Raw genomic sequence first — 17,841 nt, 5'->3', positions numbered from 1 at the left:
GTTGGCGCGCGCCTCCACGGGCACGACGCTCAAGCTCCACGCCGGCCTGGCCGCCGTCGCCTACCTGCCCCTGCTGCTGACGCGGCCGGGCTGGGTGAGCGCCGACACCAAGACCTACCTGTACCTCGACCCCGCCCGGCTGATGAGCCGCGCCTGGTCGATGTGGGACCCGTCGATCGGCATGGGCACGGTCACCCACCAGAACATCGGCTACCTGTGGCCGATGGGGCCCTTCTACTGGGTCACCGAGAAGCTCGGGTTCCCCGACTGGGTCTCGCAGCGGCTGTGGTGGGGCACGATCATCTTCGCCGCCGGGGCCGGGGTCGCCTACCTGCTCCGGGTCCTCGGCTGGCGGGGGCCGGGCGTGAACGCCGCGGTGTTCGTCTACGCGCTGACGCCGTACCTCCTGACGCTGGTGTCGCGCCTGTCCGCCATCCTGCTGCCGTTCAGCGCGCTCCCCTGGCTCGTCGCCCTCACCATCCAGGCCGTGCGGCACAAGGGCTGGCGCTACCCCGCGCTCTTCGCCCTGGTGGTGACCACCTGCGGTTCGGTGAACGCCACCGCGCTCCTGCTGGTCGGCCTCGCGCCCCTGCTGTGGCTGGTGCACTCGGTGTGGGGTGCCCGCGAGGTCCCACCCCGCACCGCCGTCCGGGCGGCGCTGAAGATCGGCGTGCTGACCGTGCCCCTGTCGGCGTGGTGGATCGCCGGCCTGAGCGTCCAGGGCAGCAACGGCATCGAGATCCTGCGCTACACGGAGACCGCCAAGGTGGTCAGCTCGGCGTCGGTGAGCCACGAGGTGCTGCGGGGCCTCGGCTACTGGTTCTTCTACGGCACCGACCGCCTCGGCCCGTGGATCGAGGCCAGCCGGGGCTACACCCAGTGGCTGCCGCTGGTGCTGCTCACCTACCTCGTCCCGATGAGCGGCATCTGGGGTGCGGTCGTCGCCCGCTGGCGGCACCGGGCCTACTTCGTGCTGCTGGTGCTGATCGGCACGGCGCTGGCGATCGGCGCCTACCCGTGGGACCACGGGCCGCCGTTCGCCCGGATGGTGCAGGCCTTCCAGAGCTCCGACGCCGGCCTGGCGATGCGCAGCCTCCCGCGGGCCGTGCCGCTGGTCGTGCTGGGCATGGCCGTGCTGCTGGGCTCCGGGGTCGCCAGCGTCGCCCGGCGCTGGCCGCACGTGGCCCGACCGTTGGGGTTCGCCGTCCCGCTGGTCGCCGTGCTGTGCCTGCCGCCGCTGTGGATGGGCCAGTTCGTGCCCGACAACCTGCGCCGGCCGTCCGACATCCCCGAGTACTGGAACGAGGCGGCCGCCCATCTCGACGAGCAGGGCAGCGACACCCGCGTCCTGGTCGTCCCCGGCAGCGACTTCGCCAGCTACCGCTGGGGCAACACCGTCGACCCGATCCTGCCCGGGCTCCTCGACCGGCCGTCGGTGCAGCGCGAGCTGATCCCCTACGGGTCACCGGCATCGGCCAACCTGCTCAACGCCTTCGACCTGCGCCTGCAGGAGCGCACCGCGGATCCCGACGCCCTCGCCGCCATCGCCCGCCTGCTGCGGGCCGGCGACGTCCTGGTGCAGAGCGACCTCCAGTACGAGCGCTACAACACCCCACGTCCCCGCAACTTCTGGGACTTCGTGCTGTCGGCCCCCGGCCTGGGCGAGCCGGTGCCGTTCGGGCCATCCGACCCCAACCTCACCGTCGAGGACGTGCAGCTCGACGACGAGCTGCTGCTCGTCACCGACCCCAGCCTCCCCGACCCGCCCGCCGTCGCCGTCCTCCCCGTGGAGGACGCGGTGAAGCTGGTCGAAGCCCAGTCGGCGTCGAACCCGCTGGTGGTGGCGGGCGACGGGGCCGGGCTGGTCGAGGCCGCGGGCGCCGGGCTCATCGACGGCACCGAGCTGATCCGCTACAGCGCCACCCTGGACGACGACGACGTCGCCGCGGCCCTCGAGAACGACGCCGCCCTGCTGATCACCGACTCGAACCGCAAGCGCGGCGAGCGCTGGACCACCGTGCGCCACACCCGCGGCTACACGGAGACGGAGACCGGCGGCCAGCTCGAGACCGACGCGGGCGACAACCGGCTGCCGATCTTCCCCGACGCCGGCAGCGAGTCGCAGACCGTGGTCGACCGGGCCGGCGACGTCGACGCCGAGGCCTCCTCCTACGGCAACCCGATCACGTTCTCGCCCGAGGAGCGGGCCATCCTGGCGGTCGACGGCGATCCGCAGACCGCCTGGCGCACCGGCGCCTTCGTGTCCACCACCGGCGAGCGCCTCGAGCTGACCCTGCGCCGGCCCGCCACCGCCGATCGCCTCCGCCTGCTCCAGCCCATCAAGGGGCCCGCCACCCGGTTCATCACCAAGGTGCGGCTCCACTTCGACGACGGCACCGACGTGGACGTCGACGTCACCGAGCAGTCGCGGACGCAGCCCGGGCAGACTGTGACGCTGCCGTCGCGGCTCACGTTCCAGTCGTTCGAGATCGAGATCCTCGAGGACTCGAAGGGCGTGCTCCCCCGCTACGCCGGGCAGAGCAGCGTCGGGTTCGCCGAGGTCGAGGTGCTGGCCGACGACGAGCCGCCGCTCAACACCCGCCTCCAGGAGGCGGTGCGCCTGCCCACCGACCTGCTCGACGCCGCCGGCCCGGCATCGCTCGACCACCCGCTGGCCGTGCTGCTCACCCGGATCCGCCAAGACCCGCTCGACCCCACCCGGTCCGACGAGGAGCGCGAGCTGCACCGCAAGTTCTCGCTGCCCACCGGGCGCTCCTTCACCCTCACCGGCGAGGCCCGGCTGTCGGGACGGACCGACGCCGAGGTGATCGACTCCCTGGTCGGTCGCCCGCACGACGGCTCGGCCACCTGGGTGCGATCCGTCAGCGACCTGACCGGCACGGTCGGCACGGCGTCGAGCGCCTTCGACGGCGACCCCGCCACCGCGTGGACCACCGTCCGCAGCCGCCCGCTCAACCAGTGGGTGGAGGTGGTGCTGCAGCAGCCCACCACCATCGACCACCTGCCGCTCACCATCGTGACGGACCGCCTCCACTCGGTGCCCACCCAGGTGGAGCTGTGGGTGGACGGCCGGCCGGCGGCCGTGCTCGACGTGGGTGACCTGGAGCGCAGCGACGAGCAGAACGCCACGGTCGACGTCGACCTGGCGCTGCCCGAGGCGGTCACCGGCAGCGAGTTCCGCCTCAAGCTGGTGGGCGTCGACGAGCAGATCACCAACGACTGGGTGAGCGACAACCCGATCGCCCAGCCCGCCGCCATCACCGAGATCGGCCTGCCCGGCCCGAAGGTCCCCGCCCTGCCGGAGACCTTCGACAGCGGCTGCCGCGGCGACCTCCTGGCCGTCGGGCCCACCCGGGTGCCGGTGCGGATCACCGGCCCGATGGACGACGCCATGGCCGGCCGCCCGCTGCCGATCACCACCTGCGACGGCGCCCCGCTGGAGCTGAACGGCGGCGACGTCGAGCTGCTCGCCGAGGACGGCTTCGACAGCGGCATCGACATCGACCAGCTGTCCCTGCGGTCGGCCGCCGGCGGTGCCGCCTCCACCGACACGTCGACGCTGGTGGCGGAGTCGATCCCCGACGACGAGGCCGACGAGGCCGCCGCGTCGCAGCCGACCGTCACCGTCGAGGACGACGACCCCGACCACCTGCGGGTGCAGGTCGAGGGCGCCACCCCGGAGGAGCCGTTCTGGCTGACGCTGGGGCAGAGCTACAACGAGGGCTGGAGCGCCACCATCGACGGCCAGACGCTCGCCGCGCCCGAGCTGGTCGACGGCTTCGCCAACGGCTGGTACGTCGTGCCGACCAGCGAGTCGTTCGAGGTGTCGCTGCGGTTCATGCCCCAGCGAGGGGTGAACGTCGCCATGATCCTGTCGATCCTGACGGGCCTGTTGTGCCTGGTCCTGGTGTTCCGGCGGCCCAAGCTGGCGGTGGTGGCGCCGTCGGCCATGCCCGAGCCCTACTCGCCGATCCTGGCGTTCCGCTACCACGGCGCCCTCCCCAGCCGGACGGCCGCCTGGGTCGCCGGCCTGGCGGTGGGCGTCCTGAGCTGGATCGTGGCGGGCGCGCTCATCGGGCTCGTGGTGGGCGTGGCGGCGGGCATCGGCGCCCGGCACGAGAAGTTCCGCCGCTGGCTGCTGCTGGCCAGCCCGGCGGCGCTGGGCCTGGCGATGCTCTACGTGCTCTACATCCAGGCCCGCTGGGGGCCCGAGCCGAGCTTCGACTGGCCGTGGGAGATGCGCCGGGTGCACCCGTTGGGGTGGCTGGCCGTGCTGTTGCTGGTCGCCGATGTGTTCGTCGGTCGCATATGGCAGTCGCGCAGCACCGAGGTACAGGATTGACAGCGAAGCGGCCCCGGCCGCCTTCACCGCTTGGGGCGGCGGCGGGGTGGTTGGCATGGGGATTGACTGCGCACCTATGAGCGACGGGTTCGTCCTCGGCGTCGACCTGGACGAGGTGTGCGGCGACTACACGGTGGCGTTCCGGGCCGTCGTCGCCGCCGATCGGGGCGTCGACCCCGAGGAGCTGCCGCTCGACCGCTCCTGGAACTTCCGGGAGTGGGGCCTGGCGGCCGACGACTTCGTCCGCCTGCACCAGTCGGCGGTCCTGGAGCACCGCATCTTCCGGTCGATGCCGGTCGTGGACGGGGCGGCCGACGCGCTGTGGCGGCTGTCCGACGCCGGCGTGTGGATCCGCATCATCACCCACCGCCTCTACAACAACTGGGGCCACGCCGTGGCCGTGGGCGACACCGTGGCCTGGCTCGACGCTGTCGGCATCCCCTACCGCGACCTCTGCTTCCTCGGCGCCAAGCCCCAGGTGGAGGCCGACTGCTACATCGACGACGCCCCCCACAACGTCGAGGCGCTGCGGGACACCGGCGCCTACGTGATCGTCTTCGACCGCCCCTACAACCGTGGCATCGACGGTCCCCGGGCGACGACGTGGGCCGACGTCGAGCAGCTGGTGGGCGACCGGATGGCCGCGGCGGGGATCGCCCTGCAGTCGTCCCTCCCGGGCCTCGAGGACACCCCCGACCGCCTCCACCGCCGCCTCAAGAGCTAACCCCGAAATTGCGTGGGAGGCGGCCCCAGAGCGACCACCTCCCACGCAATTTCGGTCACTGGCGGCTTGTCACCGACGCCGGGGGCGGTCCGAAGCGGCGCAGGACGAAGTCGCGCAGGGCGAGGAGTCGGGCCCGGACGTCCCAGTAGGGCCCCCGGCGGTCGGGCTTCACGAGGCCGGTGACCAGGTCGAGGAGGGCCACCACGGTGCGTACGGTTGCGGCGTAGCGGCCGAAGTGGTCGCGGGCGAGCAGCAGGGTGTTGCGCAGCTGCAGGTAGTCGACCACGGCGACATGGGAGCCGACGGTGGCGTTGCGGACCTCCGCTCCCCGCACCACCCCGACCTGCCAGCCCCGGGCCCGGGCCCGCAACGCCAGGTCGGCCTCCTCGCAGTAGGCGAAGTAGCGCTCGTCGAACAGCCCCACGTCCTCCAGGCACTCCCGCCGGGCCACCATCAGCGTGCCGTGCGGGTAGCCGGCCGGCTCCCAGCCGTGGCGCACCCGGGCCCGCTCGGGGATGGCACCGAAGTAGCGGTCGACGACCGGGGTGACGCCGTCGCCCACGTCGGCCGACGCCAGCCCCGACCGGGGTCGCCGCGCCATCTCCGCCAGCAACACCTCCACGCAGTCGGGGGCGGGCCGGGCGTCGTGGGGCGCCACGCCCAGCCAGGGCGCGGGCCCGTGGTCGAGGAACCAGCGGAAGCCGACGTTGGCGGCCGGGCCGAAGCCGAGGTTGGCGCCCTGCTCCAGGAGCACCACCTGGGGCGGGATGCCTTTGCGGACCAGCTCCACGTCGTCGCCCGACGAGCCGTTGTCCACCACCACGATCCGCACGGGGACGCTCTGGTCGAGGAAGCGGGCGACCGTCTCCACCGCGTGCGCCGGCTGGGAGTGGTGGACGATGACCAAGTCGAGAGCCGGGAGCACCGGGTGATTCTTCCCGGTCGGCCCTCGCAACCCCGCACCGGCAACGGGCGTACAGCAACCTGAACGAACTTCTCCCGCTCTTGGCGCCTCCGGCACCGGGCCGCTCGGGCTGGCGGTGCCGGCGACCTAGGTCCGGGCAGCCTCAGTGCGTCACTACTATCGGGCGACCGTGACCGCCACCGTTGACCTCGACGCCGCCCGTCGTCTGCTGGCGTTCTGCGACGCCTCGCCGTCTCCCTTCCACGCCTGCACCACCGCCGCCGCCATGCTCAGCGAGGTCGGCTTCACCCGGTTGGCCGAGGACGCGCCCTGGCCCAGCGGTGCCGGCCGCTGGTTCGTGGTGCGGGGCGGGACGCTGGTGGCCTGGGCGGTCACCGAGGCGCACGACGCCCACGACGGGTTCCGCATCGTCGGCGCCCACACCGACAGCCCCAACCTGCGCATCAAGCCCCGCCCCGACATCGCCCGCGCCGGCGCCCTCCAGCTCGGCGTCGAGGTGTACGGCGGCGCCCTCCAGGCCAGCTGGTTCGACCGCGACCTGGGCCTCTCCGGCCGGGTGGCGATGCGCCGGGAGAGCAGCGGCGTCTACGTCAAGCTGCTGCGGGTCGACCGGCCCATCTGCACGATCCCCCAGCTGGCCATCCACCTCAACCGGGAGGTCAACGCCAAGGGCCTCCACGTGGACCCGCAGGAGGACCTGACCCCCATCTGGGGCCTGGGCGCCGGCGACCAGAACGGCTTCCAGGGCTTCGTCGCCAACGAGCTGGGCGTGACGCCCCACGACGTCCTCGGCTGGGACCTCATGCTCCACGACCTCACGCCCGCGTCGCTCGTCGGGCGCGACCACGAGCTGATCGGGTCGTCGCGGATCGACAACCTGGCGTCGTGCTGGGCCGCGGTCGAGGCGCTGGTCGACGTGGCGCCCCGGCTGACCGGCGGCCCCGTGCCCGTCGTCTGCCTGTTCGACCACGAGGAGATCGGCTCGGTGTCCGACCGGGGCGCCGCCTCGTCGGTCCTGCCGGTGACGCTGGAGCGCACGGTGCTGGCCCGCGGCGGCGACCGGGAGTCGCTGCACCGGGCGATGGCCCGCTCGGCGTGCCTGTCGGCCGACATGGCGCACGCCACGCACCCCAACCACGTCGACAAGCACGACCCGCAGCACCGCATCGCGCTCAACGGCGGGCCGGTGCTGAAGGTGAACGCCAACGTCCGCTACGCCACCGACGCCCCCGGCAGCGCCATGGTCGAGCTGGCGGCCGAGGAGGCGGCGGTGCCGCTGCAGCGCTTCGCGGTCCGCAACGACATCCCGTGCGGCTCTACGATCGGGCCGGTGACGGCGTCGCGCCTGGGCATCACCACCGTCGACGTGGGCATGGCGCAGCTCGCCATGCACGCCGCCCGGGAGCACGCCGGCAGCCACGACCCCGGCTGGTACCGCGGCCTCCTGGGCGCCTTCCTCGCCCCCGCCTGAGCCGCTCACCCGTGCCGACCACCCCGCCGCCGCCCCAGATGGCGAAGGCGGCTGGCGCCGCTTCAACCGTCACTCTCGGAAACGTCGGTTACTGACTGCGCGAACGCGGCCGGATGGTGAGAGGATTCCGGCCGTGGAGGTGGACGAAGCGCGTGCAGTGCTCGGCGTCCTAGCCACCGACGAGTGGTCCGCGGTGCGCCTGGCCTACCGCAAGCTGATACGCGAGCTGCACCCCGACCGGGCCGGGCCGCGCGCCACGGACCGGGCCGCGGAGGTGAACGAGGCCTACGCCGTGCTCAACCGGGCGCTGCACGGCTCCGGCGCCCGCCTGCCCGAACCGCCGCCGCCCCCACCCCGGCCGACCGCCACCGCCGCCCGGCGGATGACCGCCGAGATCGAGGAGGGCCAGCGGCTGCTGATCGGGGCCCCGCCCGAGGAGGCGTTCACCCGGCTGCTGGAAGCCGGCCACGTCGTCGGCCACGTGAGCTACGTCGACCGGAGCTGCGCCATCTTCGAGGTGGTCGTGCAGCACGAGGGCGAGGCGTGCTCGCTGGTGGTGTCGCTGCAGCCGCACGCCGACGGCACCGAGGCGCTGTGCACGCTGGAGTCGATCGAGCGGGTGTACAAGCCGTCGCCCGAGCCGGTGGTGCGCCAGCTGGTCGAGGCCCTCCACACGCCGTGGATCAGCGGTCCGCCGACCTGGTCTCCGTGACGCCATCCTCGCGGCATCCTGTACCCATGACTCAGGTTGACGCCCACGGCAACGAGCTCCCCGCCGACGACGCAGGCTGGCGGGAGCGCCTGACCCCCGAGCAGTTCCAGGTCACCCGGCAGGCCGGCACCGAGCGGGCCTTCACCGGTGCCTACTGGGACACCAAGGACGAGGGCACCTACCGCTGCATCTGCTGCGACGAGGTGCTGTTCACGTCGGACACGAAGTTCGACTCCGGCTCCGGCTGGCCGTCGTTCTGGGAGCCGGCGGAGAGCGACAAGGTGACGCTCCACGTCGACAGCGCCCACGGCATGGTCCGCACCGAGGTGAGCTGCGCCCGCTGCGGCGCCCACCTGGGCCACGTCTTCGAGGACGGCCCCCAGCCGACCGGCCAGCGCTTCTGCATGAACTCCTGCGCCCTGCGCCTGGACCCCCCGGACTGAGCGCTTCTGTCTTCGCTGAGCCCGAGATAGCCGGCTCAGCGAAGACAGAATGGCATGCTTGCGGGCTGTGATCGCGCTCGTCCTGGGAGGCACCCGTTCCGGCAAGTCGGAGTACGCCGAGCGGATGGCGGCGCGCCACCCCGGTGGCGTGACCTACGTGGCCACCGGGATCGCCACCGACGCCGACATGGCCGACCGGATCGCCCGCCACCAGGCCCGCCGCCCGCCGGAGTGGGCGACCGCCGAGGTGGGCACCGACCTGGTCCGCCGGCTCGCCGCCATCGAGGGGTTGGCGCTCGTCGACTCGCTGGGCACGTGGGTGGCGGCCTGCCGCGACCTGACCGTCGACGTGCCGGCGCTGTGCACGGTGCTCCGGGAGCGCACCGACCCCACGATCCTGGTGTCGGAGGAGGTCGGCCTGGGCGTCCATGCGCCCACCGAGGCGGGCCGCCGCTTCGCCGACGCCCTTGGGGAGCTCAACCGGGCGGTCGCCGACGTCGCCGACCAGGCCTTCCTCGTGGTCGCCGGCCGGGCCCTGCCGCTGGTGCCGTGATGCGGGCGGCGCTCGGTTTCCTGACGGCGTTCGGGGGTGCGGCTCCGCCGGACCGCCGGGCCGTGGTGTGGTTCGGGCCGGTCGGCGCCGTGGTGGGGCTCGTGGTGGGCGCCGTGTGGTGGGGCGCGGGCGAGCTGTGGCCGGCGCTGGTGGCGGCGACGCTGGCGGTGGTGGCCGACGCGGCGCTGACCGGGATGCTCCACCTCGACGGCCTGGCCGACACGGCCGACGGGCTCCTGCCCCCGCTCGACCGGGCGCGTCGTCTCGAGGTGATGTCGGATCCCCACGCCGGCGTGTTCGCCGTAGTCGTGGTGCTGCTGGTGCTGGCCCTGCGGGTGGCGGCGCTGGCGGCCCTGGCGCCCGACCCCTGGCTGCTGGCGGGCCTGTGGGGCGGGGCGCGGGCGGCGATGGGCGTGACGCTGGCGTTGGTGCCCTACGCCCGCTCCGGGGGTGGCCTGGCGACGGCCTTCACGGGCACCTCCGCGGTGCCGTCGCTGGTCGTGGGCGCCGCAGCGCTGACACTGGCCGCCGTGGCCGGGGGCTGGCCGGCCGGGCCCGCGGCCGCGGTCGCCCTGGTGATCGGCGCCGGTGCCGTGGTCGGCCTGGCCCGTCGTCGGCTCGGCGGCTTCACCGGCGACGTGCTGGGCGCGGCGGGCGTGGTCGGCGAGACGTGCGCCCTGGTCGTGGCGGCGGCCAAGTGGTGAGGACCCGAGTCGATCGTGGTCGCTCCGGCGAGGACGAGTCGTCTGTGATCGGAGACCGACCAGAAACGACTCGGGCCCGGCTCGGCGACCACAGACGACTCGGGAAGCGGGCGATCGGGGCGGCGCTGGGGATCGTGGCCGACCGGGTGCTGGGCGAGCCTCCGGTGCCCGACGGGCTGCATCCGGTCGCCCTGTTCGGCAGCCTCGCCAACGCCACCGAGGAGAAGCTCTACGCCGACGACCGGGTCCGCGGCGCCGTCTACGCGGGCGTGAACGCCCTGGTGGCAACCACCGTCGGCCGGATCGTCGGCTCCCCCGCCGCGGCCGGCTACCTGGCGACGTCGGGCCGGGCGCTCCACACCGCCGCCCTCGACGTCGGCCGGGCGCTCGGGGACGGCGACCTCGACGCCGCCCGCGAGCTGCTCCCGAACCTGGTGGGCCGCGACCCCGACGGCCTCGACGCCGCCGACATCGCCCGAGCTGCCGTCGAGTCGGTGGCCGAGAACACCACCGACGCCGTCGTCGCCCCCGCGCTGTGGACCGTGGTCGCCGGTGCTCCGGGCGCCTTCCTGCACCGGGCCGGCGACACGCTCGACTCGATGGTCGGCTACCACGACGACCGCTACGAGCGCTTCGGCACCGCCGCCGCCCGCCTCGACGACGCCCTCGCCTGGCTCCCGGCCCGGGCGACGGCCGGCCTGGTCGCCCTGGTGCGCCCGGGGCAGGCCCGTCTTGTCCTGGCGACCGTGCGGGCCGACGCCCCCGGCCACCCCTCCCCCAACGCCGGCGTCGCCGAGGCCGCGTTCGCGGCGGCGCTCGGCGTCCGGCTCGGCGGCACCAACCGCTACGGCGAGGTCGTCGAGGACCGCCCCACGATCGGTGCCGGCCGCGCACCGGGGGCCGCCGACATCGACGCCGCCGTCGCCCTGTCGCGCCACGTCTCCTGGGCGCTGGCCGGGATCCTCGGGACCACCGGCGTGGCCCTCACCGCCGTCACCCGGCGCCGCCGGAGCAAGGAGTGATCCCCCCGGCCGGCGACCACGGCGGCGACGGCGCCCGCATCGCCGCGGCACTCGGCGTCGACCCCGACCAGATCCTCGACCTGTCCGCCAGCCTCAACCCCTTCGCCCCCGACGTCGCCGCCCTCGCCGCCCGGCACCTCGGCGCGCTCCGCCGCTACCCCGACGTCGACCGGGCCGAGGCGCTGCTGGCCGAGGCGATCGACGTCCCCGAAGAGCGCCTGGTCCTCACCGCCGGCGGCGCCCAAGCCATCGCCCTGGTCGCCGAGCACACGGGACACGGGTGGGTCGACGACCCCGAGTTCTCGCTCTACCGCCGCCACATCCCCCACCTCGACCCCACGGCCCCCCGCTGGCGGTCCGACCCGCACAACCCGTCCGGACGGCTGGTCGCCGACGTACAACCCGGTGTGTGGGACGAAGCCTTCCTCCCCCTCAGCGCCGGCACCTGGACCCGCGGCCGCCCCGGCTGGGCGCTCGGGTCGCTGACCAAGGCGTTCGCCTGCCCCGGCCTCCGCCTCGGGTTCGCCGTCGCCCCCACCCCCGGCGACGCCGACGCCCTCCGTCGCCGGCGCCCGATGTGGGCCGTCGACAACCTCGCCTGCGCCCTGCTGCCCGAGCTCCTCGATGCCGCCGACCCGCCCGGCTGGACCAAGCGGATCGCCGACGCCCGGGCCGACACCGCCGCGATCCTGCGCCGGCACGGCTTCGCTCCCGAGCCCTCCGACGCCCCCTGGCTGCTGGTCCCCGAGTCCGCGGGACTCCGCGAGCGGCTGGGACGGCAGGGAGTGGTCATCCGCGAGTGTTCGTCGTTCGGTTTGTGCAACTATTCACGCATTGCCGTGCCAGGCACGGCGGGTATGGAGCGGCTGGACCTTGCACTAGCGGGCGAGAGCGGGGACGCATGAACGAGCAGCTGCCATTCGACGCCATCGTGTTCACGCCGGGCGCCCTGCTCGTCGCGGAGCCGACCCCCGACACCGTCGACCGCAGCATCCCCGGGGCCCGCCGCGCCGTGACCGCCCTCACGCAGTGGAACCTGCCGGTCGCGGTGGTCGCCGAGCCGGGCGTCGCCGCCACCGTCGCCGCCGAGCTGCGGGCCGCCGGCTTCGGCGACCTGCCCATCGTCGGCGACGAGGGCGAGCTGGCCCGCATCGCCCGCACCCTGGTGGTCACCGCCGACTGGGACGACTCGCCGCCGCCCCCCGACGGCAGCCCGCTGCGCGTGCAGGGCGTCGCCAACGTCGTCGGCTGGCTGGCCTCCACCATCGGCCCGTTCCGGGGCGCCGCGATGATGGTCGGCCCGCTCGACGCCGTCGCCGCCGAGGCCGCCTTCGCCCTCCACCTCAACCTCACCAAGCCCCCAGGCTCGCTGGGCCGGCTGGAGGCGCTCGGGGTGCAGCTGTCGGCGATCAGCGGCCAGGTCCCGCCGCCGCTGCCCAAGCCCGCCACCGTCGCCGTGTTCGCCGCCGACCACGGCGTCCACGTGCAGGGCGTATCGCCGTGGCCCCAGGAGGTGACCACCCAGATGGTCGCCAACTTCCTGGCCGGCGGGGCCGCCATCAACGTGCTGGCCCGCCACGCCGGGGCCGACGTGGTGGTGATCGACGTCGGCGTCGCCGGCGACCTCCCGCCCGCCGACCGCCTGGTGAGCCGCAAGGTGGCCCGCGGCACCTACGACCTGGCCGTCGGTCCCGCCATGAGCCGCGACCAGGCCCTCTACGCCCTCGACGTCGGCGCCGAGGTGGCCCTCCACCTGGTCGGCAACGGCGCCCGCTGCCTGCTGACCGGCGACATGGGCATCGCCAACACCACGGCCTCCGCCGCGCTGGTGGTCGCCCTCACCGGACGACGGGCCGGCGACATCACCGGCCGCGGCGCCGGCCTCGCCCCCGACGACGTCCCCCGCAAGGCCACGATCGTCGCCGACGCCGCCGCCCGGGCCGTCCACACCCACCGCGACGACGCCCTCGGCATCCTCGCCGAGGTGGGCGGCTTGGAGCACGCCGCGCTGGCCGGGTTCATCGTCGCCGGCGTCGCCCTCGGGGTGCCGGTGATCGTCGACGGGGTGATCGCGGCGTCGGCCCTGCTGGTGGCCGCCAAGCTGGTGCCGGGCGTCGAAGCCGCCGCGATCGCCGGCCACCGCTCCGTCGAACCGGGCTCCGACGCCGTGCTCCAGGCCCTGGAGATGGCACCGGTCATCGACCTCGACCTGCGGCTCGGCGAGGGCACCGGCGCGGCCCTGGCACTGCCCCTGGTGGAGGCCGCGGCCCGTTTGCTCGCCGAGATGGCTACCTTCGACCAGGCCGGCGTCAGCTCGAAGACGGACCAGATCGACTGATGCGCAGCATGGCGGCCCTCCCCCACCGGCAACGGGGTCGTCGGTACCCTGGTCCGGCCCTCCACCCCCCTTCACCACTGGCAGTCCCGTGAGCGACAACGACAACCGACGGATCTTCATCCCACCCCCCTCGGCTCCGCCCACGAGGACACCACCCCCGCAGTCGCCCCGGCCCGCGCCGCCGCCCGGGATGCGACCGAGCCGTCCGCCGGGGCAGCGCACCATCCCGGCCCCGGGACCCGGCCCTGGTCGTCCCGCCGGTCCCGGCACCCGCCCCTACCCCGGCGGACCGGGTGGCCCCGACGGCCCCGACGGTCCCGGCCTCCCGCCCCGCCGCGGCTCCCGCCCCTGGTACAAGCGCCTGCGCTGGAAGCGGGTGGGCGGCATCTTCGCGGTCTTCCTGATCGTGGTGCTGCTCGGCTCGTGGTGGTACGCCAACAGCATCTTCAACCGCATCGAGAAGGTCGACGTCAGCGCGGCGCAGGCCCACGGCGGGGGCGGCACCAACTACCTGATCGTCGGCTCCGACTCGGCGGACGTGCTCCAGGAGGGCGACCCGGGCTTCGACCCCGCCCGCCCCGACGGTCAGCGCTCCGACACGATGATGCTGCTGCGCTTCGCCGAGGGGAAGGCGAAGATCCTGTCGATCCCCCGCGACCTCTACGTCACCAACGCCGAGACGGGCGGAGAGGGCCGCATCAACGGTGCCTACAACCAGGGCCCGGTCAACCTGATCAACACGATCTCCGAGAACCTCGGGATCCCCATCCACCGCTACATCGAGGTCGACTTCGTGAGCTTCGCCGGCCTCGTCGACGGGCTGGGGGGCGTGACCATCAACTTCCCCCACCCGGCGTCGGACCCCAAGTCGGGCCTCAACGTGACCGAGTCGGGGGCGGTGAAGCTGAACGGCGACCAGGCGCTGGCCTACGTCCGCTCCCGCACCTACACCGAGAACATCAACGGCGAGCTCGTCGTCGACCCGACCGCCGACCTCGGCCGCATCACCCGCCAGCAGGCGTTCCTGCGGGCGGTGTTCTCCAAGCTCGGCAAGAGCAGCAACCCGTGGGCCCTGGCCCGCACGGCCAGCAACGTCGCCGAAGGTCTCCGCATCGACGACGAGATGTCGCTCTGGAACGCCATCACCTTCGCCTGGAAGCTGCGCGGCCTGGAGCCGCAACCCCTCGCTCTGGAGGTCGTCGGCGAGCGGCGGGGCGGTGCGGCGGTCCTCATCCTCCAGGAGGAGGCGTCCGAGGCCGTGCTGGCGCAGTTCCGCTAGCACCGGCACGGTGAGTGACGTTCGTGTCAGCGGTTCGCGCCCGGTGTGTTGAGGCACATGCAACCAGGCACGTGCTAAGGCCCCGTTAAGGCACCTGGGTTCTGCTGTCGGGGCCGCCGCCCTGGGTTGGGGTATTCGTACCGCCTCACCGGCTCAGGGCGGTGGTTTTGTGAGCCTGACGGCGCCTCACGCGGCTTCGCCGATGACACGGCGACGGAGCTGCTCCGTCGCCGCCGACGGCAGCGCCCCCAGGTCGACCAGCATGGCGCTGCCGAGGTCGAGCAGGCGCCGGGCCGCCGACCGGTCGCCCCGGGCCAGCGCCCCGCCCACCAGCACCGCGTAGGCCGCCTCCGACCAGCGGTCGACCACCAGCGCCCGCTGCGCCACCGCCTCGGCGGCGTCGACGTCGCCCCGGCCCAGCAGCAGCTCTCCCGCCCGCACCGCCGCGGCCACGAACCGCGACCGGTAGTGCTCCCGCTCGAGGGCGAACCAGTCGGCCTCGGGCAGGTCGACGTAGAGGTCGTCGCGGTAGAGGGCCACGGTCGCCAGGTGGTGCTCCAGCGCCAGCGACGGCGCGCCGTCGGACTCGGCCCGGGCCGCCGAGGCGACGTGGGCGTCGAACTCGTCGACGTCGATGTGCAGGTGGGCGCCGGTCACCAGCTCCACGGCGTTGCCCTCCAGCCGCACCAGGTAGGCCGGCTCGCCCCGCGCCCGCCACGGCTCCAGCAGCCGCAGCAGGTGGTTGAGGGTCACGCCCAGGTTGTTCGACGCGGCGCGCTCGTCGAGGTCGGGCCACAGCGTGGCCGTGATCGCGGCCCGGGTGGTCCGGCGGTGCGCCACCAGGAACGCCAGCAGCTCCTGGAGCCGCAGCCGGCGCAGGTCCGGCGAGTCGACCTCGGCGCCGTCGGGGCCCTCGCGCCGCAGCGACAGCGACCCCAGAACCCCCAGGTAGGCGGCCTGTTGCGGCGGCGCCGGCACCGACCCCAACAGTGACCTCGCCGCCTTGGCCAGCCGCGCGCCGTCGCCCCGCCGGCGCGCCAGGTCGCGCACCGCGTCACGGCCCGGCGGCCCCAGGAAGTCGAGCAGCTGGCGGCCCTCCGGTCGGCCCACCGCCGCCAGCCCGACCGCCAGCTCGGCCGCGAACCGGTGGTGTAGCGCCGCGCGGACCACGCCGAGGTTGGGCAGGTCGAGGCCCCGCAGGTGCGCCGGGTCGCCGCTCTCCCGCAGGACCACGACGGCCGCCGCCAGCGACCGGGCCGTCGCCAGGTGACCCCGGAGGTCGCGGGCGTCCCACACGGGCCGGGCGGTGGGGACCAGCACGTAGCTCAGGTTCAGCATCTGGCGCCACCAGCGGCGATGCGTGCTCTCGTCCACCCGGTAGTGGTCGACCGCCTTCTGCATGGTGACCAGCGCACCGGGCTCGTCGCCCTCGGCCAGGTGCAGCGACGTGGCGGCCATCGCCTGGTGCACGGACAGGTCGCCGGCCTTCGCCGGTGGCGCCGCGGCGATGCCCTCGTCGAGGCAGGCGCGGCCGGCGACGGCGTTGCCGGTGTGCGAGTAGGCCAGGCTGGCCGTGGTCATCCCCAGCGACAGGCTGTAGGTCACGCCGAAGCTCCGGCCCGCGGCGATGACCGCCGGCGTGCGGTCGAGCACCGCGTCGCAGTGGCCGGTCGCCCACAGGGTCATCAGCTCCAGGGTCTCCACCACGTAGCCCATCGCCGGATCCGCGGTGGCCAGGCTGTCGACGATGATGCGGGTCGCCGCCGCCTGGCCGATGTACAGGCGGGTGATGCCCTCGTACCAGCGGGCGAGGGTCTCCCAGCCCGGGTCCAGGACGCCCGGCTCGATGCGGCCCAGCAGGCCCAGCAGGGTGTCGTCGTCGCCGCTCATGTCGGCGACCAGCGCCCAACCGATCGTCGCCATGGCGCCGGCCTTGGGGTGGCCGCTCTTCTCCAGCTCGAACACCCGCAGCGACAGCTTGGCGAGCAGGTCGGCGTCCTGCCACCACCAGGCCAGCCGGCCGATCTGGCCGATGGCGGTGAGCTCGGCGTCGACGTCGCCGGCGGCCCGGTAGAGCCCGGCGGCATGGCGCAGGGGCTCGATCGCCTCGAACGGCGCCGTGTAGGCCAGGTGCAGGCCGGTGGCGAGCCGTCCCGCCGTCGACGTGCGCACCGACTCGGGGCTGGATGCGAGCCAGCGGCCCAGCTGGTTGGCCTCCAGCGAGTCGACCGCCAGGCAGGCGGCCCGCAGCACGGTGGGCGCCAGGTCCCACAGCTGGGTGTCGGCGACCATGGTCAGCGCCTCGTCGAAGCGACCCCGGTCCACCAGGTGCTCGACCGCCCGCCGGCGCACCTGGCCCCGGTCGACCGGCTCGAGCGACAGGCCGGCGACGTCGTGCCAGAGGGCGTGGGGGACGTGCCAGCCGTCGGCGTTGCGGGCCACCAGCGGCACGCCCCGGAGGGACTCCCGCAGGTCGACGGGGGCGTTCACCGCCGCCGAGGCGAGGGCGTCGTCGGCGCCGCCCAGGTCGCACAGCACCGCCAGCACGTGGCGCCGCAGGGTGCCGAGCGGCTCCAGCACCTCCTCCCACAGGTAGGCGCCGGACACCTGGGCGTCGACGCTGGCGACCAGCTCGGCCATCGCCGGCCACCCGCCGGTGCGCCGGAAGCGGTCCGGGTCGACGCCGCGCTGCTCGGCGAACCGGGCCAGCTCGACCTCGTCGAAGCGCAGCTCCTCCTCCCGCAGCCACAGCACGCCGCCCTGGGTGTCGAGGCGGGTGAGGGGGACCGGCGGGTCGCTGCGGCCGGCCAGCACCAGGTGCCCGTTCGCCGGCAACCGGGTCACCAGCTCGGCCAGCCACTCGGCGCCGGACGACCCCGGGGGCAGCAGGTGGACGTCGTCGAGCAGCAGGCAGGCCTGGCTGGGCGACCTGTGCCACAGCGCGTCGGCGACCGCCGAGGGCTGGGGCATGACGTCGGTCTCGATGAGGGCCGTCTCGCTGCGGCGGTCGTGCTGGGCCACGGCGTCGGCGACGACCCGGGCGAGCCGCTCGCCGTCCGCGTCGTGGGGCTCGAGGCCCACCCAGACGTCCTCACCCCGGGGGGCGAGGCGGTTCTCGGCCAGCGCCTGAGCCAGCAGGGTGGTCTTCCCGAGGCCGGGACCACCGGTCAGCGAGGTGACGCGGTGGTCCCAACGGGCCGCCAGCGCCTTGAGGAGGCGCGGGCGCAGCAGCATGTCCGGCCGTGACTCAGGCGGCACCCGCCGGAACGAACGTGTCATCCGCCCTTGAAAATAGGGCCAATCCGAC

General features: G+C 74.2%; 13 protein-coding genes. 11 read left to right on the top strand and 2 right to left on the bottom strand.

Going from position 1 to position 17,841, the window contains the following annotated elements; translation table 11 throughout:
* Nucleotide 1 precedes the first annotated feature (1 nt).
* Complete coding sequence (locus VK611_14055) at nt 2–4,363, top strand: alpha-(1->3)-arabinofuranosyltransferase family protein (protein HMG42458.1); 4,362 nt, start codon at nt 2–4, stop codon at nt 4,361–4,363.
* A 76-nt stretch (nt 4,364–4,439) separates the two neighbouring features.
* Nucleotides 4,440–5,087, top strand: a complete 648-nt coding sequence (locus tag VK611_14050; protein ID HMG42457.1) for a hypothetical protein — start codon at nt 4,440–4,442, stop codon at nt 5,085–5,087.
* Between the two features lie 55 nt (nt 5,088–5,142).
* On the opposite strand, the gene VK611_14045 is transcribed toward VK611_14050, so the two are convergent.
* Nucleotides 5,143–6,012 (bottom strand): glycosyltransferase family 2 protein, encoded by an 870-nt coding sequence (locus VK611_14045; GenBank protein ID HMG42456.1) that lies wholly within the window; start codon nt 6,010–6,012, stop codon nt 5,143–5,145.
* Nucleotides 6,013–6,181: 169 nt separating this feature from the next.
* On the opposite strand from VK611_14045, the gene VK611_14040 reads away from it, so the two are divergent.
* From VK611_14040 to VK611_14000, 9 genes are all read left to right on the top strand, one after another.
* Nucleotides 6,182–7,483 (top strand): M18 family aminopeptidase, encoded by a 1,302-nt coding sequence (locus tag VK611_14040; GenBank protein HMG42455.1) that lies wholly within the window; start codon nt 6,182–6,184, stop codon nt 7,481–7,483.
* A 133-nt stretch (nt 7,484–7,616) separates the two neighbouring features.
* Entirely contained in the window at nt 7,617–8,195 is a 579-nt protein-coding gene (locus VK611_14035; GenBank protein ID HMG42454.1) for a J domain-containing protein, read from the top strand.
* 26 nt (nt 8,196–8,221) lie between these two features.
* The gene (gene msrB, locus VK611_14030) at nt 8,222–8,638 is read left to right on the top strand and encodes a peptide-methionine (R)-S-oxide reductase MsrB (protein ID HMG42453.1); all 417 of its coding nucleotides are present in this window, start codon (nt 8,222–8,224) and stop codon (nt 8,636–8,638) included.
* Nucleotides 8,639–8,705: 67 nt separating this feature from the next.
* Nucleotides 8,706–9,191 (top strand): bifunctional adenosylcobinamide kinase/adenosylcobinamide-phosphate guanylyltransferase, encoded by a 486-nt coding sequence (locus VK611_14025; protein ID HMG42452.1) that lies wholly within the window; start codon nt 8,706–8,708, stop codon nt 9,189–9,191.
* On the top strand, nt 9,191–9,895 hold the full coding sequence (locus VK611_14020) for an adenosylcobinamide-GDP ribazoletransferase (protein HMG42451.1): 705 nt from the start codon (nt 9,191–9,193) through the stop codon (nt 9,893–9,895). The genes VK611_14025 and VK611_14020 overlap by 1 nt, the downstream gene beginning before the upstream one ends.
* A 44-nt stretch (nt 9,896–9,939) precedes the next feature.
* Complete coding sequence (locus tag VK611_14015) at nt 9,940–10,917, top strand: CobD/CbiB family cobalamin biosynthesis protein (GenBank protein ID HMG42450.1); 978 nt, start codon at nt 9,940–9,942, stop codon at nt 10,915–10,917.
* Entirely contained in the window at nt 10,914–11,822 is a 909-nt protein-coding gene (locus tag VK611_14010; GenBank protein HMG42449.1) for an aminotransferase class I/II-fold pyridoxal phosphate-dependent enzyme, read from the top strand. Before VK611_14015 ends, VK611_14010 begins: the two co-directional genes overlap by 4 nt.
* Nucleotides 11,819–13,255 (top strand): nicotinate-nucleotide--dimethylbenzimidazole phosphoribosyltransferase, encoded by a 1,437-nt coding sequence (cobT, locus tag VK611_14005; protein HMG42448.1) that lies wholly within the window; start codon nt 11,819–11,821, stop codon nt 13,253–13,255. Before VK611_14010 ends, cobT begins: the two co-directional genes overlap by 4 nt.
* A gap of 88 nt (nt 13,256–13,343) precedes the next feature.
* On the top strand, nt 13,344–14,534 hold the full coding sequence (locus tag VK611_14000; protein ID HMG42447.1) for an LCP family protein: 1,191 nt from the start codon (nt 13,344–13,346) through the stop codon (nt 14,532–14,534).
* Nucleotides 14,535–14,720: 186 nt separating this feature from the next.
* Here the strand turns inward: VK611_14000 and VK611_13995 are convergent, their stop codons facing one another.
* A complete protein-coding gene (locus tag VK611_13995) occupies nt 14,721–17,813 on the bottom strand; it encodes a BTAD domain-containing putative transcriptional regulator (protein HMG42446.1) in 3,093 nt (1,030 codons plus the stop codon).
* Between the last annotated feature and the right edge of the window lie 28 nt (nt 17,814–17,841).

Source organism: Acidimicrobiales bacterium, assembly GCA_035316325.1.
GTDB lineage: Bacteria > Actinomycetota > Acidimicrobiia > Acidimicrobiales > VFJN01 > DASXTK01.
Note: the sequence above shows the minus strand (reverse complement) of the source record. Positions and strands in the feature narration are given on the sequence as shown.